We start from the raw sequence: 24,164 nt of genomic DNA on the forward strand, positions 1-24,164 counted from the left end.
GAGATAGGTAGGGTGCGAAAGGGGCCTCACATGAATCTGGATCGGCTGCAGGCCGGGCGGTTTACGTCCGGGGATGTTGAAATCGCATGGTACGAGGCGGGCAGTCCGGACGGATTTCCGGTGTTGCTGATTCACGGATTTGCCTCCACCGCTCATGTAAACTGGGTGTTCCCTGGCTGGGTCAAGACGCTCGATCAGGCCGGTTTCCGGGTCATTGCACTCGACAATCGCGGGCACGGCCAGTCCGACAAGCCGCACGATGCCGAAGCCTATCATCCCGAAACCATGGCTGCGGACGCGGCAGGCCTGCTTGATTCGCTCGGCATTGGATCCGCGCATGTGATGGGTTACTCGATGGGTGCGCGGATCTCGGCGTTCCTGGCAATTGCGCGACCGGACCTGGTTCATTCGCTGGTGTTCGGCGGTCTGGGGCTCGGCATGATCGACGGGGTCGGGGACTGGGATCCGATCGCCGACGCCCTCTTGGCGCCGTCAATCGATGATGTCAGCGACGAGCGAGGCCGCATGTTCCGGGCCTTTGCCGAGCAGACCAAGAGCGACCGGCTGGCGCTGGCCGCCTGCATCCGGACCTCGCGGACGCTGGTGAGCCGGGAGGAGATTGCCCGGCTCACCGTGCCAACTCTGATCGGCGTCGGGAGCCGTGACGACATTGCCGGATCAGCCGAAGGCCTTGCGGGCCTGATGCTGCGGGCGAGGGCGCTGGATATTCCCAACCGCGACCACATGCTTGCGGTTGGTGACAAGGTTTTCAAGGCTGCGGCGCTCGAATTTTTTGGTGACGTGGAAGCCGGATCAATTTGATGAAAGACATGAAAAAACAAATTAATTTCAAAGGTGTATCAGACAATCTGCTGGCTGCCGATGTGCACGAGCCGCGGGGTGAAGTGCATGGCAATCCGGTGCTGCTGCTGCATGGTGGCGGACAGACACGCCATGCCTGGGGCGGCGCCGCACGGCGAATCGCCGATGCGGGCCACATGGCATTTACGCTCGACCAGCGTGGTCACGGCGACAGCGCCTGGGTCGAGGACAAAGGTTATGCGTTTGATGATTATGCAGCCGACGCTGTTGCGGTGAGCCGCGAAATTGCCGAAATGACCGGCAGGAAAGCGGTCCTGGTCGGCGCTTCGCTTGGTGGTATTTCCGGGTTGATGGCCGAGCATCTTGGAGGACAAGGACTGCTTGCGGGTCTGGTTCTTGTCGATATCACGCCGCACATGGATGCCGATGGCGTTAGCCGCATTCAGGGTTTCATGGCGGAACGGATGCGCGAAGGTTTCGCCACGCTCGAGGAAGCGGCCGACGCGATTGCCGCCTATCTGCCGAACCGGGCGCCGCGTCGTTCGCTGGACGGTCTGGCAAAGAACCTCCGGCTGGGCGCCGACGGCCGCTACCGCTGGCACTGGGATCCGGCCTTTATCGATGGCCCACGCAACATCAATCACGGTTGGGAAACCGGTCAGCAGCGTCTGATCGAAGCGGCATGCGGGTTGAAAATCCCGGTGCTCTTGGTGCGCGGCCAGCAATCCGAGCTGGTCACCGAGGAAGCGGTCAGAGCCTTCCGCGAAATGGTGCCCCATGCCGATTATGTCGATGTGTCGGGGGCCGGACACATGGTGGCGGGCGACCGCAACGATGCCTTCAATGACGCAATTTCTGCGTTTCTCGACAAGCTCGAGGGGCGGTGCTGAGATCTCAGCGGCCGTTGAAGGCGGGTTTGCGCTTTTCCATGAAAGCGCGGCGGCCCTCCGCGTAGTCGGCGCTGTCGAAGGTCGACGCTGCAAGACCAGCCGCACGTTTGTAGTCTTCTTCATGGTTGCTTTGCACTGCCGCGATCGCAGCCTTTGAGGCGCGAACGGAAAGGGGCGCTGCCCCGGCAATCGACGCGGCGAGGGCCAGCGCATCGCTGTCAAGCTCGTCAGGCTCGCTCAGCTTCAGAAGGCATCCGCAGGCCAAGGCCTGCGCGGCGGAAAGTTCGGCGGTTGAATAGAGCGCCCGGCGCGCCTCTTGGTCCCCCAATGCCCTGACGAGATCCTGCACGGCGTCCAGCGGGTAGGCGAGGCCAAGACGGGCAGCGGGAATGGCGAAACGGGCCGTATGGTCTGCCAGCCTCAGATCCGCTGCTGCTGCAAGGCCGAAACCGCCGCCAAAACAGATGCCCCGCACCGATGCGATAACGGGCACCGGGCAGTTGCGCACTGCTGCGAAAGCTGCCGAGTTGCCCGCCTCGTAGTCGCGCGCCGTGGTAGCGTCCTTGCGCAGGGTGGCGAATTCACCGATATCGGCACCGGCGGAAAAATCACGGCCTCCGGCACCGGACAGGATGACGACGCGGACGTGCTGCTCGACGACCAGCCAATTGATTGCATCGGGTACCGACCGCCACATTGCATCGGTCAATGCATTGCGTTTTTCCGGCCTGCTGACGGTGAGAAAACCGACACCGCTTTCATTGGCAGCGGCACCAATTCCGCCGTTTGCAAAGGATATGTTTACGTCCATTTCATCCGCCCGATTGTTTTTTGCCGGATGTGTCTTATCCTTTATTGAAGGCTACGTTCAAATCTCTTCGTTTGAACATCGGTCCTGGACACCTTATCAAGGCGCTTCAGTGCATCCGGCGGGTCAAGAAAAACCTGCTTTGGTGCTGAAGGTGCAAACAAGCCCGGAAGCGGGCCCGGAGGCGGCAATGTCAGCGAAATCAGGTGTGCGGGCGGGTGAATCCGTCAAGGCGATCGACCCGATATGGGATTCGATTCGCCTGGAAGCCGAAAGATCAATTGCGCAGGATCCGCTGCTTGCATCGTTTCTCTACTCGACCGTGCTGAACCAGCCGTCGCTTGAGGAAGCAGTGATCCACCGTGTCTGCGAACGGCTCGATCACCAGGATCTTCAAGCCAACATCCTGCGCCAGACCTTCCTTGAAATGGTCAGTGACTGGCGGGAGTGGGGCTCGGTGCTGCGGGTCGACATCCAGGCCGTCTATGACCGTGACCCCGCCTGCACCCGGTTCATCCAGCCGGTGCTCTATTTCAAGGGCTTCCATGCCATCCAGACCCACCGTCTGGCCCACTGGCTGTGGGGCAAGGGAAGGGTGGACCTGGCGCTGTATCTTCAAAGTCGCTCCTCGGAGATCTTCCAGACCGACATTCATCCGGCGGCGAAGGTCGGCAAGGGGCTGTTCCTCGATCATGCCACCGGTCTGGTGGTCGGCATGACCGCGACCATCGGCGACAACGTGTCGATCCTGCAGGGCGTCACGCTCGGCGGTACCGGCAAGGAGACAGGCGACCGTCATCCGAAGATCAGGGACGGTGTGCTGATCGGCGCCGGCGCGAATGTGCTTGGCAATATCGAGATCGGCCATTGCAGCCGCGTGGCGGCCGGCTCGGTCGTGCTGAAACCGGTTCCACCCAATTCCACTGTCGCGGGGGTACCTGCACGGGTCGTCGGAACAGCCGGATGCTCGGAGCCATCGCGGGCGATGGACCAGATGCTCAACGGCGGCAACTGAGCACGCTCACGCGCAGTTGATGCGGGATTTTTGTCCTTTGGCGGGATCGCGGGTTTGATTTAGCCCGCGGTCCGTGTCAAAAGCCGGTCGAACCCAATTGCCCAGGAGAGCACTGTGAAACCGGACGAAATCATCAAGCTGGACGCCTATTTCAAGCGCATTTTCAATGACAAGATGGTGATCAAGGCCCGGCCGCGGAAGGATGATTCGGCGGAAGTCTATCTCGGTGACGAGTTTCTCGGCATCGTTTTCCGTGACGATGAAGACGGAGATCTGTCATACAATTTCTCGATGGCCATTCTCGACGTCGACCTTACCTGACCAGCGCGGTCTCGAGGCGGTTGCGGACATCGCGCTCGATCTCACGCCAATGCGGCAGAAGATCGATCGAAAACCGGTAGGTGACCGACAGGTCCTTGCCAATGAAGATATCACGCTGGCAACCGGTCTGGGTGGTAAACCCGCTGTCTGCTCCAGTCAGATCCTCGACCAGGCATCGCACCGCATAGGGCCGCTGGCCTGCGGTGCGCTCCACATACATCAGTTCGTTGGCATAGCCCGCACCGGGGCGGAGCCGGAAGGAATCGAGGCCGTTGGGCCCGGCAAGCGGCGGGCCGTCGGTCAGGCGCTTGTAGATCGGCTCGAACCGCCCGGACATGTCTCTGGACATTGTCGCCTGGGTAATGCGCGCAAAAATCAACCCGTTGGCCGACCGCGTCTGGTTGAAGATGTCCCGGCGCGCTTCGCTATAGCCATTCATTCCAGGCCAGGAAAAATAGGTGTCCACCGCATTCTGGACGCCTGACGCCCTTTGGCTTTCGAACCGGATCACATTCGATGGAAGGTGGATGACGTCATCGCCGATGACGATCTCCTGAATGGTGCGGTCGGCCGTGTTGCCGGCATAGGAAATGCTTTTTCCGATCATCCGGCCCGTCAGTGCAATTGCAGCGGTGACGAGACACATGACCACGATCACCGCGGTCAACCTCCACACAAAGCGCGGCGAGAGCAATGGAGCGTGTTCAAGTGTGGATGAGGTCTCGGACATGGAGTGCCAGTGATTTCGATGTGTGCCAAAGTGGAACATCCCGCTGCGGCATGGCGCTTGCTTGATGTCTTGACGAATGCAAACACTGGACCGGACATGGTTAACCAATGATTTATTCTCTCGATTTCCTTGCCACGATTTTCGCCATGGCGACCGGATTTGCCGCCGCCTGGGTTGGGCTCGAGCTTGTTCGGCTTGCCGGATGGCGTGAGCCGCAGTTTGCCGGCATGCGGGCGCATCCGGTCCGGGTCGGCATGGAGCTGGCGCTTGCCGCTGTTGTCGGTCCCCGGTTGCTGCTGATCAACGGTTTCAGAAACTGGCGGGCAGGCATGGTATCGCTCCCATTGTATGCCGTTCTTGCACTGGTTGCCGCGGGATGGTCGATCTGTTCCGGTGTGCTTGTTCTGCAGATGGCTTTTGCGAGCGGCTATTTTCTGGCTTAGGCTGATGTTAGCGGTGGCGGAGCAGCCTGATTTAACATGGTATGAGACTATCGAAATGACGCAGGTTCATGGCATCAGGGGGGCTTTCGCTTCCAGGCCTGCGTGTTCGGGTTTCGGCATCGGTGACGCTAGAGAGGAGTATCGAATGGCGATCTACAGCCTGGATGGCAAGCAGCCGCAACTGCCTGATGGATTCTACTACGTGGCGGAAAGCGCTCAGGTGATCGGGAATGTCATACTGCAGGAGGGTACCGGCATCTGGTTTGGCGCCGTGCTGCGGGGCGACAATGAACCGATCACGGTCGGTGCGGGGTCGAACATCCAGGAAAACTGCGTGTTGCATACGGACATGGGATATCCGCTGGTGATCGGCAAGGGCTGCACTATCGGCCATTCGGCGATCCTGCACGGATGCACGATCGGTAACAACAGCCTGGTGGGCATGGGGGCCACCGTGTTGAATGGAGCCCAGATCGGAGAGAATTGCCTGATCGGCGCGGGAGCGCTGGTGACGGAAGGCAAGGTCATTCCTGACAATTCACTGGTGATGGGGTCGCCGGCCAAGGTGGTGAGACAGCTAGATGCCAGTGCGGAAGCCATGCTGAAACTCTCGGCCGAGCATTATGTTGAAAATGCCAGGCGATTTTCGCAAGGTCTGAAGCGGATCGATTAGGTCGAACTCTGCCGTTGCGGCTCTGCAGAAAAAGAAGGAGCCGACCCCAGGGGACATTGGGGTCGGCTCGAGGCCTGGCCGTTGCGGGGAAGCATGGGGACTCGACCAGAGCCTGACCCTGAACCGGCTGTTGTAAGCAACCGGTTGCGATTGCTTGTTCCGGACGGCCCCCGCAGGCCCTAAGTCCGGAACGTCAAGATCAATTGTTGATGGCGCCGACCTTGGAGGCCGATCCTGGTCCGAGCTTGGTCCATCGGGCCGCGTGTTCAGGTGATTGGCGCTTGATGAAGGTGTAGCCGGTTTCCGACCACAAACGGACATCACCGCGCATGTTGTCGAGAATGTAGTCACCGTAATCGGTGCGGACGGTGAGAACCGCGTGACCATCGCCATTTGGCTGAAGGACCACGGTGATCAGCAGATCCTTGGGCGAAAATCCCTGTTGCATGAGCATGTGGCGCTTGAGCAGCACGTAGTCTTCGCAGTCTCCGACCGAGCGCGGATAGGACCAAAGCTCCTCGACGCCGTATATGTTGAGGTCGGTGTCGGGCCGGATGCTCTGATTGACCCTGGTGTTGACCTCGAGCATGGTTGCCCATCGCTTTCGGGTAAGTGCCATCGGGCCTGAATCGCGACCGAGCGAGGTGCATTCATCCGGATAGTTCTTGCAGAACTCGTAATGTCCGATTGGCGGGTTGGTGTTGCCGGCGGCAACGAGATTTGTCGGTGTCGCCATGGAGGCGGTGCTGAATGTGATTGCCAGGCCACAGGCCGCAGCAAATTTCCCCAGTGCTTGCATGTGTGTGTGCATTGTCTTGTTTCCCCGTTATGGGACAACAATGCCATGCAGGTTTTGACATGACGCAAAAAACAACAGTATAATTAAGTACTTAGTTGAGTCTAATGCGACTAAAACAAGTATAAATCTGTATTAAAATTGATCTAAAACAATTATAAAATTCGATCCTGCGGGTTCAGGTTTTGACAACCAAGTGTGGTTTGTTCTGACCGCGCGCGATCACGCACACGTGCGAATGCATGAGGCGTCAGGACGTCGTTGCTGGATGGGAAGGGTGGCGACTCTGGAGGGTGAGGGGTGGAGCCGGGCAGCCGTGTTTCACCAGCGCTAAGCCGTCGGCAGATGGCGGCGGCCAGCCCTCAACCGTTCGCACAAAAAAAGCCGGTCACAGGACCGGCTTTCAATAAGGGCGCCCAAGTGGAGGGCCTCTAGGATAGTTTGTCGATTGTTTCCTCGGGCTGAAGCGTCATGAATTCCATGGCGATGCCTTCCTGGAAATGGCGCACCACCCGCCCGCGCATATTGCCGAGCAGCACCATGGTGCCGAAGGCGGGACGAACGTCGATTTCCACGGCTGCGCCGGAAACAGACAGGTCGATGATGCGGCATGGGTATCGCCTGCCGTCGTCGAGGCGGATTTCGGAAACCGGATTGTTGGGCGAAACGCGCTCGTGGCGGCGGTCTTCGGGCAGGCCGAGCTCGTGCTTGTTTGCAAGCCATGTCAGCTGCGCGGAGAGTTTGTCGCGCTTGCGGTCGGTGGCGTTGAGCGAAATCGTGAAGGCGCGAAGCCCGGCCTCGGTGACCTTGCCCTCGATGCGGCCGATGTAATCGACATAGGCAACGATGCGCTCACCGGTTTCCGGGCGGGAGCTGCTCAGGATGACAGCGTCGAAAGGGGACATGGCGTCGACGATACAGTCATGCTCGGAGTGGTCCGCACGCATGAACCGTCCCTGCACCGAAATGGTCACCCGGTGAAACTTCTGTTCGCCGGTGTCATTGCCGTCGGTCGGCTGTGATGCGGAGCTTGCGGATAACATGAGAGCCTGTCGATTCCCTGACATTTGAGCCCTCATGTTAATCTGCGCAGTGTTAACAATGGGTAAGCGCCGGTCGATTATACTCGTTAATCGCGACGCCCGCCGTCAAGCACAACCAGATGGGCCACTTTCTTTCGATTTGCATTGAATCCATTGGCAAAATTCGGAGAAGAGGCTTGCATCCTGACCTCCGGCCGGTTTGCCAGAAAGACCGGATTGCGGCTCTGATCGATGAAACGGATGCCGGTTGTCGACAGGCCGACCACAGGTTCATGGCCGATCCAGTAGGGTGCATCAAAGACCGACAAAAGGCCGATCAACCGGTCGTTGAGGCCGCTGGGACCGGTAATGGGCAGCAGCAGCATCTCTGCCTGCGCCACTCGTCCGCCCTGGCTCAGGCAATCGAGTGACATGACGGCCGGGGTTGCGCCGGTTGCGACGGAAGCGCCGGTGCGTCCGGCATTGCGAACGCCGTCGGCAAGCCAGAGTGAAGCAAAGGACGAGCCCTTGAGTTCTCTGCCATGGAGCGCGCACAGGGCTGTACCCGCGAGACGGAAGTTCAACTGGTTGTCTGCTGCAAGATCGCAAATGAAGACATTCGGCAGGAGAGTGCGGATATCGGCAGGTTCGATGTCGATCCGGCTCGGTGCGGCCCGCTTGCCGCGCTTCTCAGTCCAGTATTCGAAGAGTTCAAAACTGTTCTTGTGTTTCATGTCGGCTCGCCACCAATCGTTTCGAGGTGCCATTTTGATCCGGTGTCGTGCCAATCTGGCGCAACCGGATCTCCACGGCGTGATCTGGCTTTAACGAAGCGAAAACCATGCCACCGCGCCGCCGTTAAGGTTAATTTTCGGTTTGGATTGCGGCTGCCCGGAGTGCGTGCCATTCTGGGCCATCAGTTCTTGAAGGGATGTCCTTCAGCACAATTCGGACGAGGGGACTCGACCAGCCGTTCGCACAGCGCGAACGGCTTTTTTTTGTCCCGCTGTTGCCAGTGCGGGGCATGGGTTCTACTGCTCGTGACGTCGGTGTGAGCTGAAGAGAGAGTGCTTTCGCATGAGCCATAAGAATGATCCAGCGGGCCACGGCCCGGAATCGCGAAAGCGCGAGCCGGTGTTCAATCTGCCCAATGTTGTTCTGGCGATGGTTCTGCTGATGGTGGCGATACAGGTGGCGCTCGATTCACTGCTGCCACGGGCCGCAGTGCTCGAAATCTATCTGCAGACAGCCTTTATCCCGCAGCGCTATGCCGTCTCCATGGCCGGGCAGGCGGGTCCGTATCTCTGGTCGCCCATCACCTATTCCCTGCTTCACGGCGGCTACGCGCATCTGGCACTCAACTGTTTCTGGCTGGCTGCATTCGGTGCGGTTGTCGCCCGCCGTATTGGCCCGGTCCGGTTTGTTATCTTCTGGCTTTTGAGCGCGTTGGCGTCGGCGGCGCTTTTCCTTATTTTCCACTGGGGCGACCAGAGCATCATGGTCGGTGCATCGGGCGTGGTCTCCGCGCTGATGGGCGCGGCGGCACGGTTTGCATTCGGTGATGGGGGCGGTTTCCGCCGCGACCGGGCGCATCTCAATGAGCGCCTGAGTATAGCCCAGTCGCTGACCAACCGGACAGTGTTCGGTTTTCTCGTGGTCTGGTTCGGTATCAACCTGCTGGCGGCAGTGGGATTTTCCTTTGGTATTGCCGATTCGGCGATCGCCTGGGAGGCCCATGTCGGCGGCTTCCTGTTCGGGTTTCTGGCCTTTTCCCTGTTCGATCCGATCGGCCATAGCCAATCGGACGCTTATTGATTGCATGGGCGGTTTGTGAACCTTGTCGTCCCGGCGGTGTGAAAAGCACTGCCGCAGGTGCCCTTTTTCGTGGATCCGCGGGGATGGCAGAGATCTCCTGACCCGTTCCGGGACAGCTCGAAGAGTGTCCGGCAAGCAACGCGGGACGGAACCTGCGCAGGCTTGCAAACGCTCGAGTTCGAGCGCACCATATGCTTGGGTTCTGGTGCGGGGGAGCACCGGGACCAAGTGGGCATCTGGCGGAAGGAGGATTGAATGACTGTAAAACAAATACTTGACCAGAAGGGACGCAATGTCGTTACCGTTAATCCCTCTATGGGCACCGAGGAGGCTGTGCGTTTTCTCTCAGACAACAAAATCGGCGCTGTGGTCGTGACCGGTGACGGTGGCAAGATCGCAGGCATTCTTTCCGAACGTGATATCGTCCGTGCCTTTGCATCGAAAGGCGCAGGAGCCCTGACCGCACCGATTTCCGCCATCATGACGTCGAAGGTGACGACCTGTGGTGAGGATCATACCGTCAACCAGGTGATGGAACTGATGACCAATGGCCGGTTCAGGCATTTGCCGGTCGAAAAGGACGGAACGCTGATCGGCATCATCTCGATCGGCGACGTGGTCCGGCGGCGGATCGAGGACGTCGAGCGGGAGGCCGAGGAGATCAAGGCCTACATCGCGGGCTGATCTGGCAAGCACTGGACCAGGTACCATCGTGACCGGAGCGGCAAGCGGGCCGAGCCGGTCGCAGTGTTCTAATGAGGCCGGAGGTCCGGTTCTCGTTGCTGGCTGTTGGCTCAGAGTGGCGCCAGGATTGCTTGCATGCGCATGATTTCGCCGAGTTTGGCGGAGGCTTCCTGGTAGCCTCGATCAATGGCTTCGCTGGCGCGGTGGAATTCCGACAGACCGATGTCCGACAGCCTCGGATGCAGCGAAAGATCGGGGGGATCTCCCGCAAGACGTGCCCGGGAAATCCGGTCCTGAATGATGTTGAAGGCCTGCACCATAACCGAAGTCATGCCGACACGGCTTTCGCGCGCCCTCTGGCGGCGTTCCGGGCCATCATAGGTGGGCGCCGGGTCGCTTGCGGTGTGCTTGATGACGGCCGAGCGACCGTAGAGATCGTAATGCAGATTGACTGCGACCACCAGCGGCTGCTCGTGCGCGCGGCAGACCGAAACCGGCACCGGATTGACGAGTGCGCCGTCGAGCAGGATCCGGTTGTTGCAGCGAACCGGCTCGAAAATGCCAGGCAGCGCATAAGAGGCGCGAATGCCGGTAATCAGCGACCCCGATGAAATCCAGACTTCGTGGCCGGTGTTGAGCTCCGCGGCAACGGCAACGAAAGTCCTGTCCATATCCTCGATGTTGACGCCGATCAGGTGCTCCTGCATGCGGTCGTTAAGCCGCATGCCGCCAAACAGGCCGCCGCCTCCGATGGCGAAATCGAGCAGGCCGGCGATGCGGCGCATGGTCAGGCTGCGGGCGAAATTCTCGAGTTCATCGAGCCGACCGGCCAGGTAGCAGCCGCCGACAAGGGCGCCGATGGAGGTGCCGGCAATCATCGAGACTTCGACGCCGGCTTCATCCAGTGCCCGGAGAACCCCGATATGGGCCCAGCCGCGGGCGGCGCCGCCGCCCAGCGCCAGGGCAATCTTGGGTTTTTGCGAAGGCTTGTGTTGCATCCCACCTACCGGTGTCATGGCCATGACGTCGCCGCTGTCAGCGGCAGCCACTGGCTCTGTGGTACGGCTCATGTTCCAGTTCAGCATTTCCCAGGTCCTTCCCTGCCGAACACTCCTCCGCGTTCAGGGTCATGACATCAGACATGGGTTGCAAAATCATGAAGGATGCGGGCAGTTGACCCAAAATGGCGCAGCTTGCCTAATGATCGGTATACACAGACTTTGGGTCGAAAAGCGGCGCGGAATCGGTTTCCAGCCGGGTTTCGCCGTCGGTCTTGACGACTTTCCGGTAAAAACAAGAGCGCCTCCCGGTATGGCATGTGGCATCTGATCCGCTGACGCGAACCTTGAGCAGGACGGCGTCCTGATCGCAGTCAAACCGGATCTCATCGACCATCTGGAGATTGCCCGAAGTCTCGCCCTTCTTCCACAGCGCGCTTCGTGACCGGCTCCAGTAGTGGGCGATTCCCGTGTCGATGGTGAGCCTGAGAGCCTCGTCATTCATGTGCGCGAGCATGAGGATTTCGTTGTCGCGGCTGTCCGCGACCACGGCGGTGATCAACCCCATGGCATCGAAACGGGGAGATATGTCCGTGCCTTCCTCAAGCACGGACTTGTCATCTGATGGTGTCTTGAATGACGGTGTCATCGGAACCCCTCATGCTGGGGTCTGCAATCAACCCCTGATCAGTGTCATGAAACGGACCTGTTCGTGCGGATCCGTCTTGAAAGCGCCTGTAAAGGTCGTGGTGATTGTTGTCGAGCCCTGCTTCTTGATGCCGCGCATGGCCATGCACATGTGCTCGGCCTCGATCATCACCGCGACACCGCGCGGGTGCAAGGCGTCGTCGATGGAATGGGCAACCTGGGCGGTCATGGTTTCCTGGATCTGCAGGCGGCGGCCATAGATCTCGATCACGCGGGCGATTTTCGACAGGCCGAGAACCTTACCGTCGGGCAGGTAGGCGACATGCGCCTTGCCGATGATGGGTACCATGTGGTGTTCGCAATGGGAGAAGAACGGGATGTCCTTGACCAGCACGATGTCGTCATAGCCGGCGACTTCCTCGAAGGTACGGCCGAGTTCTTCCTCGGCGTCCTGATCGTAGCCGGAAAACAGTTCCTTGTAGGCCTTGACCACGCGCTTCGGGGTATCGAGCAGGCCCTCACGGTTGATGTCGTCACCAACCCAGCGCAGCAGCGTGCGAACGGCTTCTTCCGCTTCTGCCTCGGTTGGGCGATTGTCGTTTGTCTTCAGGCTGTTGACGATGGCATCCATGCTCGTGGTCTCCGTAGGGAATTGCACCCTTTACGTTGTTCACATTCGATCGGACCACGCAGTTGGACATTTTAATCGGGTGCCCGATACTCGATCACGCCGAATTTCGTGTCCAGCGGGTTCCGGGGCTTTCGGGCGCTCACCCTCCGGCACGGTCTCCCTTGGCTCCGGCAAACAGGTTTTGCCGAACGCCTGACGGTTACTATATAGTCATCATGAGGCGCGCGTCGAGATGGCCGTCGCCATCTCGTGTCGCAAGCCGAACGACGGGATCGCAATACAGGAAAGGTCCGAAGTGATGATTGACGATGTCTACAATGCCCGGATCCTGGATTTTGCCGGTAACATCCCGCGTATCGGCATGCTTGAGGATGCGGATGCCGAAGCCTCGGCCCATTCGAAGCTCTGCGGCTCGAAGGTCAAGGTCTGGCTGAAGATGGATGGCGATCAGGTCGCCGATTTCGCCCAGGACGTAAAGGCCTGTGCGCTTGGTCAGGCTTCGTCCTCGATCATGGCGCGCAACATTGTCGGGGCAAGTGCTGCAGAACTGCGCGAGGTACGCGAAACCATGCGTCGGATGCTGAAGGAAAACGGCCCGGCACCGGAAGGGCGGTTTGCCGATCTCAAGTTCCTCGAACCTGTTCGCGACTACAAGGCACGGCATGCCTCGACGCTGTTGACATTCGACGCGGTGGTCGACTGCCTCGACCAGATCGAGGCACGCAAGGACAAGGAAGACGCAGCCTGATGCGTGCCACATCCGCCGGCCGCAATTGGGCCGGCCCCTGGCCGAAAACGCCGGGACGGCTGCTTGGCACCGGGCTGGTGCGGTTCTATCAACTCACGCTCTCCGGGTTCATTGGCAACTCGTGCCGCCATCTGCCGACCTGTTCCGAGTATGCCTACGAGGCCATCGCCCGGCACGGGCTGTGGAACGGTGGATGGATGGCGCTGTTCAGGGTCGGTCGCTGCGGCCCAGGAGGCACCCACGGCATCGACAATGTGCCTGAAACTCTCGGTCCCCGGTTCGTGTGGTGGGCGCCGTGGAGGTTTGCCGCATTTGGTCGCCGGTGTGCCCACGAATAATGGACTTGTGCGAGTGCCGCGCAGAAGCTTCGTCCACGCATGCCCGGCCAAGCAGGTTGCCGATACTTGATGCCCCCCGTCAAATCGCGTAAACGCCGCCCTGCACACACACCATACTCAACCACCCGCGTTCGTTGGCGGGACTGGATCAAGGAGAGACTGCCATGGCATCCGCCGTATCCCTCACATTTCCCGATGGCTCCAAGCGTGAATACCCTGCCGGCACGACCGGCCGCGAGGTGGCCGAGTCGATATCCAAGTCGCTGGCCAAAAAGGCGGTTGCGATCGCGCTCGACGGTGAACTCACCGATCTGAGCGACCCGGTGCGCGACGGCGCACTGGAAATCGTCACCCGCACCGATCCCCGGGCGCTGGAACTGATCCGCCATGATACCGCGCATGTGATGGCAGAGGCCGTGCAGGAGCTGTTTCCGGGCACCCAGGTGACCATCGGTCCGGTGATCGAGAACGGCTTCTATTACGATTTTGCCAGGAACCAGCCGTTCACGCCGGAAGACCTGCCGGTGATCGAAAAGAAGATGAAGGAGATCATCGCCCGCAACAAGCCTTTCACCAAGGAGGTCTGGTCGCGCGATGAGGCCAAGCGGGTGTTCGAGGACAAGGGCGAGGCCTACAAGGTCGAGCTGATCGAGGCTATACCTGCTGACCAGGATCTCAAGATCTACAAGCAGGGCGACTGGTTCGACCTCTGCCGCGGTCCGCACATGGCCTCGACCGGTCAGATCGGCACCGCCTTCAAGCTGATGAAGGTCGCGGGTGCCTACTGGCGCGGTGATTCCAACAACACAATGCTGACCCGCATCTACGGCACGGCATGGGCCGAGCAGGCGGAACTCGATGCCTATCTGCACATGCTGGAAGAAGCCGAGAAGCGCGATCACCGCCGGCTTGGCCGGGAGATGGATCTGTTTCATTTCCAGGAAGAGGGGCCGGGCGTCGTATTCTGGCACTCCAAGGGCTGGAAGATGTTCCAGAACCTCGTCGCCTACATGCGGCGGCGGCTCGAGAACGACTATGAAGAGGTCAATGCACCGCAAATCCTCGACAAGAGCCTGTGGGAAACCTCGGGCCACTGGGGCTGGTACCAGGAAAACATGTTCGCGGTGAAATCCGCCCATGCCTTCACCAATCCAGACGACGAGGAGGCCGACAACCGGATCTTCGCGCTCAAGCCGATGAATTGCCCCGGCCATGTGCAGATCTTCAAGCACGGGCTGAAATCCTACCGCGATCTGCCGGTCAGGCTGGCCGAATTCGGCAATGTGCACCGCTACGAACCTTCGGGCGCGCTGCACGGGCTGATGCGGGTCCGCGCCTTCACCCAGGATGATGCGCATGTGTTCTGCACCGAGGAGCAGCTCGAGGCGGAGTGCCTGAAGATCAATGACCTGATGATGTCGGTCTACCGTGATTTCGGCTTCGAGGAAGTGGTCGTCAAGCTTGCGACACGGCCTGAGAAACGTGTTGGCACCGACGCGATGTGGGACCACGCGGAGGATATCCTCAGGAAGGTGCTCGACAAGATGGCAGCCGAATCCGGTGGACGCATCAAGGTCGGCATCAATGAGGGCGAGGGGACCTTCTATGGTCCGAAGTTCGAATACACCCTGCGCGATGCGATCGGCCGTGACTGGCAGTGTGGCACGACCCAGGTCGACTTCAACCTCCCTGAACGCTTCGGCGCCTTCTACATTGGCGCGGATTCGGAAAAGAAGCAGCCGGTCATGGTGCACCGCGCGATCTGCGGATCGCTCGAGCGCTTCCTCGGTATCCTGATCGAAAGCCATGCCGGCCACATGCCGCTGTGGTTTGCGCCTCTGCAGGTCGTGGTGGCGACGATTACGTCAGAGGCTGACGAGTATGGCGCAACCGTGGCTCAGAAGCTGCGGGATGCGGGGCTTCAGGTCGATACCGACTTCCGCAATGAGAAGATCAATTACAAGGTCCGTGAGCATTCGCTGGCCAAGGTGCCGGTGATCCTGGTTTGCGGCATGCGCGAGGCGGAAGAGCAGACTGTCAATATCCGCCGGCTTGGCAGCCGTGACCAGGCGTCGATGACGCTTGCCGACGCGATTGCGAAGCTGGCCGAGGAAGCCACGCCACCCGACGTTCTGCGCAAGAACGCAGAGAAGGCGTCGCGAGCGGCCTGACCCCTTTCCGGCGCGGCGGGAAAAACCATGCCGCGCCGGTTGTCACATGACTTTCATGGAGACGTGGCATTCGGAGTGACCGTGTCATTCTTCGAGAGTCACCATGCGCCTCGATCAGCTTAGCTACGCCAACCAGAACCAGCCGCGGTTCAAACGCTGGATCATCCGGTCGATCGAAGGCCTGTCAGGCCGCGACCGCTACTTTCGGCTCTACCAGATCTGGAGCCGGGAGATCGTTCCGCAGGGGCGGCATGTCTTCTCGCGCATGCTCGAGCTGATCAACATACGGCTGGATATCAGGTCCGAGTGGCCGCCGCGCAATCTGCCCGATGGCCCTCTCGTGATCATTGCCAACCATCCCTACGGGATCGGTGACGGCATTGCGGTTCTGGCCATGGCTGAGGCACTCGGCAGGCCGTTCCGGGTGCTGATCAACAATGACCTGATGAAAATCCCGGAAATCGCGCCCTTCGCCTTGCCGATTTCATTTGATGAGACGCGGGAGGCCATGGCCATCAACATGGCAACGCGGCAGCAGGCCGTGGAACTGCTCAAGGCAGGCGTGACCATCGTCGTGTTCCCCGCAGGTGGCGTTGCGACCGCGCCGAAAGGGTTCGGCCGTGCGGTGGACTTGCCTTGGAAGATGTTTCCCGCACGCCTGGTGCAGGCCGCCCGGGCATCGGTGATCCCGGTCTATTTCGAGGGTCAGTGCGGCGCCCTGTTCCATCTGGCAAGCCGGGTGTCGCTGACGTTGCGAACGTCGCTTCTGGTGCGTGAGTTCCGGAGGCTGTCCGGCTCGGCGATCGTCGCCTATCCGGGCCAAGTACTCGAAGCCGACGAGCTTGCGAAGATCTCCGACCGGAAGCAGCTGCTCGGGAGGCTTTACGACGCTGTTTTCGAACTCGAAATGCCACAGCGCGCACCCGAAAAACGGCTCGAAATCGCCTAGTTCAGCAAGACTTCCACGTCTGAATTCCGACCAGCGACCACCGTAAAGTCGCGCTGGTGCACCTTGGCCTTGTTGCGTGCGATGGCGGTGTATTCGCCTTCGGCCAGAACGATGGTGGGGAAGGCGCCGACGCTTTCTGAGACCACGTCACCGCCGGATGTGAGGATTGACCAAGCGGTGTCGGCGATCGCCTCTCCACCGGGTTCGGCCACCAGCTTGAGGGTCAGCTGGGCGGCGCGGTGCTGAATGACCGCCTCGGTCAGCTTTCCGGCCTCGACCCGGATGTCGGAGCGGATGACGGCATTGACGGACCCATATTCGGAGACGATGTGATAGGTGCCGGCATTGAGCCTGACGATCGTGTTCGGCTTGACGTCCTCGACCACAAGCTGCTGCTCGCCATCGATGCCTTCTTCGGCCTTGTAGATGTTGAAGCGAAGCTGGGTTGAAGGGATGCGGGCATCGATCCCGGAGACGGCGTTGAGGATCAATCCGCCGGCTTCCATGACAATGTGCTGCTTCTCGATCGGGCCGTCCCTTGGCACTGTCAGCTTCTTGGTGACACCTGCGCGTCCGAAGGCCACGTGCAGGAAATAATCGCCGGGCTCGAATTCGAACTCGGCCGAACCGCCTTCCGAACTGGCAAGCAGCGGCAGCTTGCCGTCGGTGCCGGGCGTCGGATGGAAGATCCGCCAGGTCAGGCCATGCCTGAGCGGTTCGCCGTTCTCTGTCAGTGCCGCTTCCATCCTGACGGTCCTGCGGACCGCCGCGGCCGCGCCATCGGAATCTGCCGGTGCGTATTCTGTCAGTCCCGGCAACGCGATTTTCGGATCGCCGCTGTTGCCGAAGGCATCCTGAGCATTGGCAGCGGACGGTGGCGTCAGCAATGACAGGGCAGAGAGTAGAACAATCGACAGTCTGTTCATGCGGGCGCGGTCCGGTTGACTTCTTGAATGCGAGAGGTCACTTGGACCCCAAAGCCATGGCAAATTCATGGCCGTTTTCGGTCGAACCTGAATGCACGAGGAAGACATGCCGGTCAATGCTGCCCTGAAATCCTATCTTGAAACCCGCCGCTCAATTCCCGCCTTCCAGATGAGCGAGCCGGGTCCGTCGCGGGGCGAGATCGAGGAAATGCTCACGCTTGCCAGCCGGGTTCCCGATCACGGCAAGCTCGCACCGTGGCGGTTCATCGTCTATGCGGGTGACGTTCGCGAACGGATGTCGCTGGAACTCGCGGGTATGGCCATGGCGCGGAAGCCGGACATGGCAGACGACATGATCGCGGTCGAGAAGAGCCGGCTGACGCGTGCACCGGTGGTGATCGCGGTGGTTTCGCGCGCTGCTCCCCACGTCAAGATACCTGAATGGGAACAGGTGATGAGTGCTGGTGCCGTGTGCCTCAACCTGGTGATGGCGGCCAATGCACTTGGCTATGCTTCCAACTGGCTGACAGAATGGTTTGCCTTTGACGAAGACGCGTACGGCGTGCTCGGAATTGCCGATGGTGAAAAGGTCGCGGGCTTCATGCATATCGGCACGCCGAAAATGCATCCGGGAGAACGGCCACGGCCGGCGCTTGCCGACATTGTTACGTTCGCAGGTGAGTGAGAGCCATGTTTTACGAAACCAAGGACAATGCTCACGGCCTGCCGCATGATCCGTTCAAGGCAATCGTTTCGCCGCGACCGATCGGCTGGATCGGCTCTAGGGGCGCAGACGGGTCGGTCAATCTGGCACCCTATTCGTTCTTCAACGCGATTTCCGACAACCCCAAGATGGTCATGTTTTCCTCAGTCGGGCGCAAGGATACCCTGCGCAATGTCGAGGAGACCGGCGTTTTCACCACCAGCATGGTCGGCCGCGCCTTGACCGAGAAGATGAACTTGTCCTCGGCCAATGCTCCCTATGGCGAGAACGAGTTCGGCTTTTCCGGACTGGAAATGGCCGAAGCGCGGCTGATCAATGCGCCCTTCGTGGCCGAGGCTCATGCCGCGCTCGAGTGCAAGGTGACTGAAATGTTCCAGCCGAAAGCGCTCGATGGTCAATACAGCGATGCCTTCGTCGTTATCGGTCAGGTGGTTGGCATTCACATCGACGAGGCTGCACTGGTCAACGGCAGGCTCGACATGGCTGCGGTGGCACCTTTGGCGAGGCTCGGCTACATGGACTACGCCGATGGCTCCCAGACTTTTGAACTTCGGCGCCCGCCCTGGCCTTTGAAAAAGTGACCCGGTCTAGCTGATCTCGGGCAAGGTATGCGGCTCAAGTCCCGCCCGGCGCGCAATCCGTTCGGCCTGGCGCAGATGCGGCCTGTCGATCATCTTTCCGTCAAGTGACAGGACCCCCGCTTCGGGGCCTGCCGCCGCAAACAGCGCCAGGATCCGGACCGCACGCTCAACATCTTCCGGCGGCGGCGTGAAAGCCCTGTTGATCACCGCCACCTGATCGGGATGGATCGCCATCTTTCCGGTAAAGCCGTCGCGGACTGCCGCGCGGCATTCGGCATCCAGGCCTTCCATGTCGCGGAAATCCGTAAACACGGTATCGATGGCATCGACGCGGGCATTGGCGGCTGCCAATATCGTCAGGGTTCGGGCCATGCGGAACACATCGGTGTAGGCACCGTTTTCATTCTTGTTGGACGATGCACCGATGTCCGCGGCCAGATCCTCCGCGCCCCAGGCCAGCGCCGAAAGCCGCTCTGACTTGGCGGCGAAGGAGCCTGCGGACAGCATGCCGCCGGCCGTTTCGGTCATCAGGGCGTGTATCTTGATCTTGCCGTCTTCCAAGCCGGCTTCGGCTTCATGGACAGCAATCCGGGCACTGAGGTGCTGGATGTCGGCGCCCGAGCCTGCTTTCGGGAGAAGGATCGCATCGGGGGAAGCGGAGATGACGGCAGCGAGATCTTCATCGCTCATGCCGGTATCGAGTGCATTGACGCGCACGATCAGCCAAGGGGTTCCGGCGCTCCGGTCGGCGGCGTTGAGAAAGGATGTCACGATCTGTCGGGCATCGGCCTTGCGCGATTGTGACACGGAGTCCTCAAGATCGAGGATCAGCGCGTCGGCACCTGTGTCCGCCGCCTTTGCCATCTTCCGTTCCGAATCCCCGGGTACGAACAGCAGAGACCGCATCATGACTGAGGCCTCTTGCGCATCATCGCCTGGCGAACACAGCGAGCGACGAGTTTGTCGTGCTGATTGAAGGCCTGATGCTCCATCTCGACAATGCCGCGATCGGGCTTTGATTTCGATTCGCGCACCGAGAGAACCTTTGTCTCCACGCGCACGGTATCGCCATGAAACAGCGGATGCGGGAAAGTGACTTCGCTCATGCCGAGATTGGCGATTGTGGTGCCGACAGTCGTGTCGTTGACGGAAATGCCGATCATCAATCCCAGAGTGAAGAGGGAGTTGACCAGCGGCTGGCCAAACTCGGTGGTCTTGCAGAATTCAAAATCGATATGCAGCGGCTGCGGATTGAGCGTCATGTTGGAAAACAGCATGTTGTCCATTTCGGTGACGGTCCGCCGCAAGGTGTGGGAAATCACCGCGCCCGGTTCGAATTCCTCAAGATACATGCCGCGCATGGCTTACTCCTCACACAATCTGAGCTTTATTGATGCCGCGTTCGAAACCGATGCGCAAGTTCCAGTTGCTTAAGAATCCCGAAGCTCCACAGCGGGAGGGGGCATCAGGGTCACATAACGCGATGATGTTGAATAGATTCGCAAATCCCGGGCCGTTGTCGCGGCTTCATGGCCTTTTGGTATCAGGGCCGGTCAGGCTCGCTCATGCAACCGCGCACTGCCGGGGCCTTAACAATCATGGTGAACCGATCGTAAACCATTTCACTCTAGTGTCGAGCAACTGGTACCGAGTGGGGTCGCAAATTCATGATCGTAAGTTCGTTTTTGAAGTGGTCGGAAACCGCCAAGGTCGGTGATCGCTGCCTTGCCACCAAGGCTCTGACTAGGGCCTACGCGCAGGGACAGATGAACCAGGCGGAACGCCGCGAGGCGGAGGCCGCCCTGGCGCTGCTGATGGAAGACCCTTCTCCAAAGGTCCGCCTCTCGCTTGCCGAGGGGCTGGCGATGGTCGAACACGCGCCGCGCAGCGTGGTGCTTGGGCTTGCCAGCGACCAGATCGAGGTTGCGGGGCGGATCATCGCGCTTTCGCCGGTGCTGGGCGACAATGACCTGATTGAGATCGTTGCAAGTGGACGGTCTTCGCTGCAAAGGTTCGTGGCGTTCCGCTGCCCGGTTTCCATATCGGTTGCGGCCGCAATGGCCGAGGTCGGAGAGGTCGCGGCCGTGGGCGACCTGCTTGACAATCCGCACGTGTCGCTGGCACGGATTTCGCTGCGGCGGATCGCCGAGCGGTTCGGCGATGACCCGGAGATCCGGGCGCGTCTGTTTGACCGTGCGGATCTGCCCTGCGACGTGCGTCAGTCGCTGGTTGAGCGTCTGGGTGCGGCGCTGGCCGGATCGGATCTTGTCCGCGCGGCGATCGGCAGCGGCAGGGGGCGCAAGATCACCGAAGAGGCCTGCATGAACGCGACGCTCAGGCTTGCGGAAACGGTTGTCACGGCCGAGATCCCGGCGCTGGTGGAGCACCTTCGCATCTCCGGACGCCTGACCCCCGCCTTTCTCATCCATGCTCTTTGCACCGGGAATGTCGATTTCTTCGCGGGCGCGGTGGTATCCTTGTCAGGAATGAGCGAATCGCGGGTAAGAGGCATTCTCGTCGATGGACGTGAAACCGCGATGCGGGCGCTTTACAGGTCGATCGGGCTTGGCGGCGACCTTGCGCCGGTGTTTGTCACCGCGACCCAGATCTGGCGCGCGGCATCGCGCAACAACGCAAACGTGGACACCGGGCGTGTCACCACCGAATTGCTGCAACGTCATTGGCAGGACGCAGAACTGCAGCCGTCCGTGGCCGAGCTGTTGCGGCTTGTCGAGTCGATGCATCTGAGCTGGCAGCGCAGTCAGTCGCGCGACTATGCCCAGTCGCTGGTGGCCGAGGCCGCGTAGGCGGCAATCAGGTTACCGCGCCGTGCAGGTCCAGGCCAGCACCCTGCAGTTGCCGGTGTGTTTCGAGCAGTTGGCGACAGCTGCGCGTTCTGCGTTGCCGCGTGAGCCTGCCCATGCGCTCCCCCAGCCATTGGTTCCAAGTGCGACGGAACCGCACGCATTCTTGAACCAGATGCCGATCATGCAGCCGCGGCTGCGTGACTTGCACTCGGACATGGCGCGGGCCTCGGCATCACGGCGCGATTGATGATCGTAGGAAAACCCGTAGGCTCCGGTCGACTTCGAAAACGCAATGGCCCCGAATTTGTCCGCCGCGACCGCTGCGCCAGCCGTCGATATGGCTATCGCGGCGGCCAGTATCGTGCGCTTAAGAAAGGATATCGCAAGATTGCTCAAATCATTGTCCCCCCGAACATTGCATGATTGCTTGGCGATGTTACAGCAGGATTATCGTCTTTAAGCAACTGCTTATGCTCGGTTCATCGCCGATGAAGAAGCAGGGTTCACCTTTCTCGACCAAGCCTCCAAAGCACTGGCGATCAGCCTATATGTCGAGATTGTCGGCGAAAGCTGCATGTTCCTGGATGAAACGGAACCTGGCATCGGCCTTGGTTCCCATCAGGTTGTCGACGGCATCACGGGTCGATTCAGGATCGGTCGCATCGACGGCCACCTTGAGCAGCGTTCGCTTGGCCGGATCCATGGTGGTCTCCTTGAGCTGCGCCGGCAGCATTTCACCAAGACCCTTGAAGCGGTTGATCTCCACCTTGCCACGGCCGGTGAATTCCGTCTCCAGGAGCTCAACCCGGTGATCATCGTCGCGCGCGTAGAGCGATTTGGCGCCCTGGGTGAGCTTGTAGAGCGGCGGAACGGCGAGATAGAGGTGCCCCTGGCGGATCAGTTCGGGCATCTCCTGGTAGAAAAAGGTGATCAGCAGGGACGCGATGTGCGCGCCATCGACATCCGCATCGGTCATGATGATGATGCGATCGTAACGCAGATCTTCCTCGCGGTACTTTGACCGTGTGCCGCATCCCAGCGCCTGAACCAGATCGGCGATCTGCTGGTTGGCGCCCAGTTTTTCGCGTCCGGCGCTGGCGACGTTGAGGATCTTGCCGCGCAGAGGCAGGATTGCCTGGTTGGCACGGTTGCGGGCCTGCTTGGCTGAGCCGCCGGCGGAATCGCCCTCGACGATAAACAATTCGGCGCCTTCGGAGCTGGTCTGGCTGCAATCGGCAAGCTTGCCTGGAAGCCTGAGTTTACGTACCGCGGTCTTGCGGTTGACTTCCTTCTCCTTGCGCCGCCGGACCCGTTCATCGGCGCGATCGATGACCCATTCGAGCAGCTTGTCTGCCTCGGCGGGAGAATCTGCAAGGAAATGGTCGAATGGATCGCGTATGGCGTTTTCGACGATCCTCTGGGCCTCGACGGTTGCGAGCTTGTCCTTTGTCTGACCAACAAATTCCGGTTCACGGATGAAGACCGAAAGCATGCCTATCGACGAGATCATCACGTCGTCGGTGGTGATGGCGGCGGCTCGCTTGTTGCCGGTCAGTTCAGCATAGGATTTCAGACCCTTGGTCAGCGCAATCCGCAATCCTGCTTCATGGGTTCCGCCCTCCGGCGTCGGAATGGTGTTGCAGTAGGAATTGATGGAGGAATCGCCGCCATACCAGGTTATGGCCCATTCGAGCGAGCCATGGCCGCCGGGACGTTCCGTTTTGCCTGCGAAGATGTCGCGGTTAACCCGGTGTTCCTTGCCGAGCGAGGCTTCGAGATAATCCTTGAGACCGCCGGGGAAATGAAACACGGCCTTCTCAGGCGTTTCCGTGCCCTCGACCAGCGACGGTGCGCAGACCCAGCGGATCTCCACTCCACCGAAGAGATAGGCCTTTGAGCGGGCCATGCGGTAGAGCCGGCCGGGATCAAAGCGCGCGCCTGCGCCAAAGATGTCCGGATCTGGATGAAACCGGACCTTTGTGCCACGCCGGTTGTGGATATCGCCGAGTTCTTCAAGGCCACCCTGCGGGATTCCGCGGGAGAACCGCTGGCGGTAGAGCTTCTTGTTGCGGGCGATTTCGACCACAAGGTCATCCGACAGGGCGTTTACCACGGAAACGCCGACACCGTGCAGACCGCCCGAGGTCTCGTAGACCTTGCTGTCGAACTTGCCGCCTGCATGCAGCACGGTCATGATCACCTCGAGGGTGGATTTGCCGGGAAATTTTGGATGGTTTTCCACCGGGATGCCGCGGCCATTGTCGGTTACGGAAAGATATCCCTCGGCATCAAGCTCGACTTCGATGAAATTGGCGTGTCCGGCGACGGCTTCATCCATCGAGTTGTCGATGACTTCTGCGAAAAGGTGGTGCAACGCGCGCTCGTCGGTGCCGCCGATATACATGCCCGGACGCCGCCGCACCGGTTCCAGGCCCTCGAGGACCTCGATGGTGGAGGCATCATACTCGTCGCCGCTGGCCGGCGCTCCGGATTTGGAGACCGCCGGGCGTGCCGCTTTCGGCGCCGCAGCCGGAGCTTGCCTGGGCGTTATGTCTTCCGATTTTGACTCGGGTGTTGCCGCCGCGGTGCCAGTTGTGGAAAAAAGATCGTTGGAATCGTCCATA

At 60.3% G+C, this 24,164-nt stretch carries 28 protein-coding genes; 15 read left to right on the forward strand and 13 right to left on the reverse strand.

Features of this window, described 5'->3' with window-relative positions; genetic code table 11:
- Positions 1-30 precede the first annotated feature (30 nt).
- Complete coding sequence (locus GTW23_RS08160) at positions 31-822, forward strand: alpha/beta fold hydrolase (protein ID WP_252915342.1); 792 nt, start codon at positions 31-33, stop codon at positions 820-822.
- Positions 822-1,712: an alpha/beta fold hydrolase gene (locus GTW23_RS08165; RefSeq protein WP_252915343.1), complete on the forward strand. Its 891-nt coding sequence runs from the start codon at positions 822-824 to the stop codon at positions 1,710-1,712. The genes GTW23_RS08160 and GTW23_RS08165 overlap by 1 nt, the downstream gene beginning before the upstream one ends.
- Before the next feature lie 4 nt (positions 1,713-1,716).
- Here the strand turns inward: GTW23_RS08165 and GTW23_RS08170 are convergent, their stop codons facing one another.
- Positions 1,717-2,523 carry an enoyl-CoA hydratase-related protein gene (locus GTW23_RS08170; protein WP_252915344.1) on the reverse strand — a complete coding sequence of 269 codons (807 nt, stop codon included), beginning with the start codon at positions 2,521-2,523 and terminating at the stop codon, positions 1,717-1,719.
- Between the two features lie 187 nt (positions 2,524-2,710).
- Here GTW23_RS08170 and cysE point away from each other — a divergent pair, with 187 nt between their 5' ends.
- Both cysE and GTW23_RS08180 read left to right on the forward strand, forming a co-directional pair.
- A complete protein-coding gene (cysE, locus tag GTW23_RS08175; RefSeq protein WP_152008657.1) occupies positions 2,711-3,535 on the forward strand; it encodes a serine O-acetyltransferase in 825 nt (274 codons plus the stop codon).
- 114 nt (positions 3,536-3,649) lie between these two features.
- Positions 3,650-3,856, forward strand: coding sequence for a DUF3126 family protein (locus GTW23_RS08180; RefSeq protein WP_152008658.1), 207 nt, complete (start codon positions 3,650-3,652; stop codon positions 3,854-3,856).
- Here the strand turns inward: GTW23_RS08180 and GTW23_RS08185 are convergent.
- Entirely contained in the window at positions 3,849-4,502 is a 654-nt protein-coding gene (locus GTW23_RS08185; RefSeq protein ID WP_152008659.1) for a hypothetical protein, read from the reverse strand. The genes GTW23_RS08180 and GTW23_RS08185 overlap by 8 nt on opposite strands.
- A gap of 191 nt (positions 4,503-4,693) precedes the next feature.
- Between GTW23_RS08185 and GTW23_RS08190 the strand changes: the two genes are divergently transcribed.
- Both GTW23_RS08190 and GTW23_RS08195 read left to right on the forward strand, forming a co-directional pair.
- The gene (locus GTW23_RS08190; RefSeq protein WP_252915345.1) at positions 4,694-5,029 is read left to right on the forward strand and encodes a DUF6949 family protein; all 336 of its coding nucleotides are present in this window, start codon (positions 4,694-4,696) and stop codon (positions 5,027-5,029) included.
- 145 nt (positions 5,030-5,174) lie between these two features.
- A complete protein-coding gene (locus tag GTW23_RS08195; RefSeq protein WP_252915346.1) occupies positions 5,175-5,702 on the forward strand; it encodes a gamma carbonic anhydrase family protein in 528 nt (175 codons plus the stop codon).
- A 199-nt stretch (positions 5,703-5,901) separates the two neighbouring features.
- On the opposite strand, the gene GTW23_RS08200 is transcribed toward GTW23_RS08195, so the two are convergent.
- The 3 genes from GTW23_RS08200 to GTW23_RS08210 all read right to left on the reverse strand — a co-directional run bounded on the left by GTW23_RS08200 (position 5,902) and on the right by GTW23_RS08210 (position 8,254).
- Positions 5,902-6,501 carry a transglutaminase-like cysteine peptidase gene (locus GTW23_RS08200; protein ID WP_244615390.1) on the reverse strand — a complete coding sequence of 200 codons (600 nt, stop codon included), beginning with the start codon at positions 6,499-6,501 and terminating at the stop codon, positions 5,902-5,904.
- Positions 6,502-6,929: 428 nt separating this feature from the next.
- On the reverse strand, positions 6,930-7,541 hold the full coding sequence (locus GTW23_RS08205) for a PilZ domain-containing protein (RefSeq protein WP_193217248.1): 612 nt from the start codon (positions 7,539-7,541) through the stop codon (positions 6,930-6,932).
- A gap of 86 nt (positions 7,542-7,627) precedes the next feature.
- Complete coding sequence (locus GTW23_RS08210) at positions 7,628-8,254, reverse strand: PAS domain-containing protein (protein WP_193217249.1); 627 nt, start codon at positions 8,252-8,254, stop codon at positions 7,628-7,630.
- Between the two features lie 343 nt (positions 8,255-8,597).
- On the opposite strand from GTW23_RS08210, the gene GTW23_RS08215 reads away from it, so the two are divergent.
- Entirely contained in the window at positions 8,598-9,335 is a 738-nt protein-coding gene (locus tag GTW23_RS08215) for a rhomboid family intramembrane serine protease (RefSeq protein ID WP_252915347.1), read from the forward strand.
- 255 nt (positions 9,336-9,590) lie between these two features.
- Positions 9,591-10,019 carry a CBS domain-containing protein gene (locus GTW23_RS08220; protein ID WP_152008665.1) on the forward strand — a complete coding sequence of 143 codons (429 nt, stop codon included), beginning with the start codon at positions 9,591-9,593 and terminating at the stop codon, positions 10,017-10,019.
- A gap of 110 nt (positions 10,020-10,129) precedes the next feature.
- Here GTW23_RS08220 and GTW23_RS08225 read toward each other — a convergent pair whose 3' ends face one another.
- From GTW23_RS08225 to folE, 3 genes are all read right to left on the reverse strand, one after another.
- Complete coding sequence (locus GTW23_RS08225) at positions 10,130-11,104, reverse strand: patatin-like phospholipase family protein (protein WP_152008666.1); 975 nt, start codon at positions 11,102-11,104, stop codon at positions 10,130-10,132.
- Positions 11,105-11,216: 112 nt separating this feature from the next.
- Positions 11,217-11,666 (reverse strand): phosphoribosyl-AMP cyclohydrolase, encoded by a 450-nt coding sequence (gene hisI / locus GTW23_RS08230; protein ID WP_252915348.1) that lies wholly within the window; start codon positions 11,664-11,666, stop codon positions 11,217-11,219.
- A 27-nt stretch (positions 11,667-11,693) separates the two neighbouring features.
- Positions 11,694-12,296 (reverse strand): GTP cyclohydrolase I FolE, encoded by a 603-nt coding sequence (gene folE, locus GTW23_RS08235; RefSeq protein WP_252915349.1) that lies wholly within the window; start codon positions 12,294-12,296, stop codon positions 11,694-11,696.
- Between the two features lie 298 nt (positions 12,297-12,594).
- Between folE and GTW23_RS08240 the strand changes: the two genes are divergently transcribed.
- The 4 genes from GTW23_RS08240 to GTW23_RS08255 all read left to right on the forward strand — a co-directional run bounded on the left by GTW23_RS08240 (position 12,595) and on the right by GTW23_RS08255 (position 16,502).
- Positions 12,595-13,044, forward strand: coding sequence for an iron-sulfur cluster assembly scaffold protein (locus tag GTW23_RS08240; protein WP_252915587.1), 450 nt, complete (start codon positions 12,595-12,597; stop codon positions 13,042-13,044).
- A complete protein-coding gene (gene yidD / locus GTW23_RS08245; protein ID WP_252915350.1) occupies positions 13,044-13,382 on the forward strand; it encodes a membrane protein insertion efficiency factor YidD in 339 nt (112 codons plus the stop codon). The genes GTW23_RS08240 and yidD overlap by 1 nt, the downstream gene beginning before the upstream one ends.
- 164 nt (positions 13,383-13,546) lie before the next feature.
- Positions 13,547-15,553, forward strand: coding sequence for a threonine--tRNA ligase (thrS, locus tag GTW23_RS08250; protein WP_252915351.1), 2,007 nt, complete (start codon positions 13,547-13,549; stop codon positions 15,551-15,553).
- A 103-nt stretch (positions 15,554-15,656) separates the two neighbouring features.
- Positions 15,657-16,502, forward strand: a complete 846-nt coding sequence (locus GTW23_RS08255; RefSeq protein WP_252915352.1) for a lysophospholipid acyltransferase family protein — start codon at positions 15,657-15,659, stop codon at positions 16,500-16,502.
- Here GTW23_RS08255 and GTW23_RS08260 read toward each other — a convergent pair.
- Positions 16,499-17,428, reverse strand: a complete 930-nt coding sequence (locus GTW23_RS08260) for a hypothetical protein (RefSeq protein ID WP_252915353.1) — start codon at positions 17,426-17,428, stop codon at positions 16,499-16,501. The two genes, GTW23_RS08255 and GTW23_RS08260, sit on opposite strands and share 4 nt — an antisense overlap.
- Positions 17,429-17,534: 106 nt before the next feature.
- On the opposite strand from GTW23_RS08260, the gene GTW23_RS08265 reads away from it, so the two are divergent.
- Both GTW23_RS08265 and GTW23_RS08270 read left to right on the forward strand, forming a co-directional pair.
- Entirely contained in the window at positions 17,535-18,113 is a 579-nt protein-coding gene (locus tag GTW23_RS08265; protein WP_382264204.1) for a nitroreductase family protein, read from the forward strand.
- Positions 18,114-18,118: 5 nt separating this feature from the next.
- Positions 18,119-18,733: a flavin reductase family protein gene (locus tag GTW23_RS08270; protein ID WP_252915355.1), complete on the forward strand. Its 615-nt coding sequence runs from the start codon at positions 18,119-18,121 to the stop codon at positions 18,731-18,733.
- A 6-nt stretch (positions 18,734-18,739) separates the two neighbouring features.
- On the opposite strand, the gene GTW23_RS08275 is transcribed toward GTW23_RS08270, so the two are convergent.
- Both GTW23_RS08275 and GTW23_RS08280 read right to left on the reverse strand, forming a co-directional pair.
- Positions 18,740-19,639, reverse strand: a complete 900-nt coding sequence (locus GTW23_RS08275) for an HpcH/HpaI aldolase/citrate lyase family protein (protein ID WP_252915588.1) — start codon at positions 19,637-19,639, stop codon at positions 18,740-18,742.
- Positions 19,639-20,094: a MaoC family dehydratase gene (locus GTW23_RS08280; protein WP_152008675.1), complete on the reverse strand. Its 456-nt coding sequence runs from the start codon at positions 20,092-20,094 to the stop codon at positions 19,639-19,641. The genes GTW23_RS08275 and GTW23_RS08280 overlap by 1 nt, the downstream gene beginning before the upstream one ends.
- A 306-nt stretch (positions 20,095-20,400) precedes the next feature.
- Between GTW23_RS08280 and GTW23_RS08285 the strand changes: the two genes are divergently transcribed.
- Entirely contained in the window at positions 20,401-21,540 is a 1,140-nt protein-coding gene (locus GTW23_RS08285) for a DUF2336 domain-containing protein (protein ID WP_152008676.1), read from the forward strand.
- 12 nt (positions 21,541-21,552) lie between these two features.
- On the opposite strand, the gene GTW23_RS08290 is transcribed toward GTW23_RS08285, so the two are convergent.
- Together GTW23_RS08290 and parE are read right to left on the reverse strand one after the other, a co-directional pair.
- Positions 21,553-21,936, reverse strand: coding sequence for a DUF4189 domain-containing protein (locus GTW23_RS08290; RefSeq protein ID WP_244615157.1), 384 nt, complete (start codon positions 21,934-21,936; stop codon positions 21,553-21,555).
- 148 nt (positions 21,937-22,084) lie between these two features.
- Positions 22,085-24,163, reverse strand: a complete 2,079-nt coding sequence (gene parE / locus GTW23_RS08295) for a DNA topoisomerase IV subunit B (protein WP_252915356.1) — start codon at positions 24,161-24,163, stop codon at positions 22,085-22,087.
- Position 24,164 lies beyond the last annotated feature (1 nt).

The organism is Parahoeflea alexandrii (assembly GCF_024105735.1).
Lineage (GTDB): Bacteria > Pseudomonadota > Alphaproteobacteria > Rhizobiales > Rhizobiaceae > Hoeflea > Hoeflea alexandrii.

What these genes read in the sequence shown, in the direction of transcription:
- GTW23_RS08190 (WP_252915345.1), top strand. Translation starts at nt 4,694, where the DNA reads ATGATTTATTCTCTCGATTTCCTTGCCACGATTTTCGCCATGGCGACC.
- thrS (WP_252915351.1), top strand. Translation starts at nt 13,547, where the DNA reads ATGGCATCCGCCGTATCCCTCACATTTCCCGATGGCTCCAAGCGTGAA.
- GTW23_RS08170 (WP_252915344.1), bottom strand. Translation starts at nt 2,523, where the DNA reads ATGGACGTAAACATATCCTTTGCAAACGGCGGAATTGGTGCCGCTGCC.
- GTW23_RS08225 (WP_152008666.1), bottom strand. Translation starts at nt 11,104, where the DNA reads ATGCTGAACTGGAACATGAGCCGTACCACAGAGCCAGTGGCTGCCGCT.
- GTW23_RS08270 (WP_252915355.1), top strand. Translation starts at nt 18,119, where the DNA reads ATGTTTTACGAAACCAAGGACAATGCTCACGGCCTGCCGCATGATCCG.
- GTW23_RS08280 (WP_152008675.1), bottom strand. Translation starts at nt 20,094, where the DNA reads ATGCGCGGCATGTATCTTGAGGAATTCGAACCGGGCGCGGTGATTTCC.
- GTW23_RS08240 (WP_252915587.1), top strand. Translation starts at nt 12,595, where the DNA reads ATGATTGACGATGTCTACAATGCCCGGATCCTGGATTTTGCCGGTAAC.
- GTW23_RS08165 (WP_252915343.1), top strand. Translation starts at nt 822, where the DNA reads ATGAAAGACATGAAAAAACAAATTAATTTCAAAGGTGTATCAGACAAT.
- cysE (WP_152008657.1), top strand. Translation starts at nt 2,711, where the DNA reads ATGTCAGCGAAATCAGGTGTGCGGGCGGGTGAATCCGTCAAGGCGATC.
- GTW23_RS08195 (WP_252915346.1), top strand. Translation starts at nt 5,175, where the DNA reads ATGGCGATCTACAGCCTGGATGGCAAGCAGCCGCAACTGCCTGATGGA.
- hisI (WP_252915348.1), bottom strand. Translation starts at nt 11,666, where the DNA reads ATGACACCGTCATTCAAGACACCATCAGATGACAAGTCCGTGCTTGAG.
- GTW23_RS08160 (WP_252915342.1), top strand. Translation starts at nt 31, where the DNA reads ATGAATCTGGATCGGCTGCAGGCCGGGCGGTTTACGTCCGGGGATGTT.
- GTW23_RS08260 (WP_252915353.1), bottom strand. Translation starts at nt 17,428, where the DNA reads ATGAACAGACTGTCGATTGTTCTACTCTCTGCCCTGTCATTGCTGACG.
- GTW23_RS08185 (WP_152008659.1), bottom strand. Translation starts at nt 4,502, where the DNA reads ATGTGTCTCGTCACCGCTGCAATTGCACTGACGGGCCGGATGATCGGA.
- GTW23_RS08215 (WP_252915347.1), top strand. Translation starts at nt 8,598, where the DNA reads ATGAGCCATAAGAATGATCCAGCGGGCCACGGCCCGGAATCGCGAAAG.
- GTW23_RS08255 (WP_252915352.1), top strand. Translation starts at nt 15,657, where the DNA reads ATGCGCCTCGATCAGCTTAGCTACGCCAACCAGAACCAGCCGCGGTTC.
- yidD (WP_252915350.1), top strand. Translation starts at nt 13,044, where the DNA reads ATGCGTGCCACATCCGCCGGCCGCAATTGGGCCGGCCCCTGGCCGAAA.
- folE (WP_252915349.1), bottom strand. Translation starts at nt 12,296, where the DNA reads ATGGATGCCATCGTCAACAGCCTGAAGACAAACGACAATCGCCCAACC.
- GTW23_RS08210 (WP_193217249.1), bottom strand. Translation starts at nt 8,254, where the DNA reads ATGAAACACAAGAACAGTTTTGAACTCTTCGAATACTGGACTGAGAAG.
- parE (WP_252915356.1), bottom strand. Translation starts at nt 24,163, where the DNA reads ATGGACGATTCCAACGATCTTTTTTCCACAACTGGCACCGCGGCGGCA.
- GTW23_RS08220 (WP_152008665.1), top strand. Translation starts at nt 9,591, where the DNA reads ATGACTGTAAAACAAATACTTGACCAGAAGGGACGCAATGTCGTTACC.
- GTW23_RS08265 (WP_382264204.1), top strand. Translation starts at nt 17,535, where the DNA reads ATGCCGGTCAATGCTGCCCTGAAATCCTATCTTGAAACCCGCCGCTCA.
- GTW23_RS08285 (WP_152008676.1), top strand. Translation starts at nt 20,401, where the DNA reads ATGATCGTAAGTTCGTTTTTGAAGTGGTCGGAAACCGCCAAGGTCGGT.
- GTW23_RS08200 (WP_244615390.1), bottom strand. Translation starts at nt 6,501, where the DNA reads ATGCAAGCACTGGGGAAATTTGCTGCGGCCTGTGGCCTGGCAATCACA.
- GTW23_RS08205 (WP_193217248.1), bottom strand. Translation starts at nt 7,541, where the DNA reads ATGTTATCCGCAAGCTCCGCATCACAGCCGACCGACGGCAATGACACC.
- GTW23_RS08275 (WP_252915588.1), bottom strand. Translation starts at nt 19,639, where the DNA reads ATGCGGTCTCTGCTGTTCGTACCCGGGGATTCGGAACGGAAGATGGCA.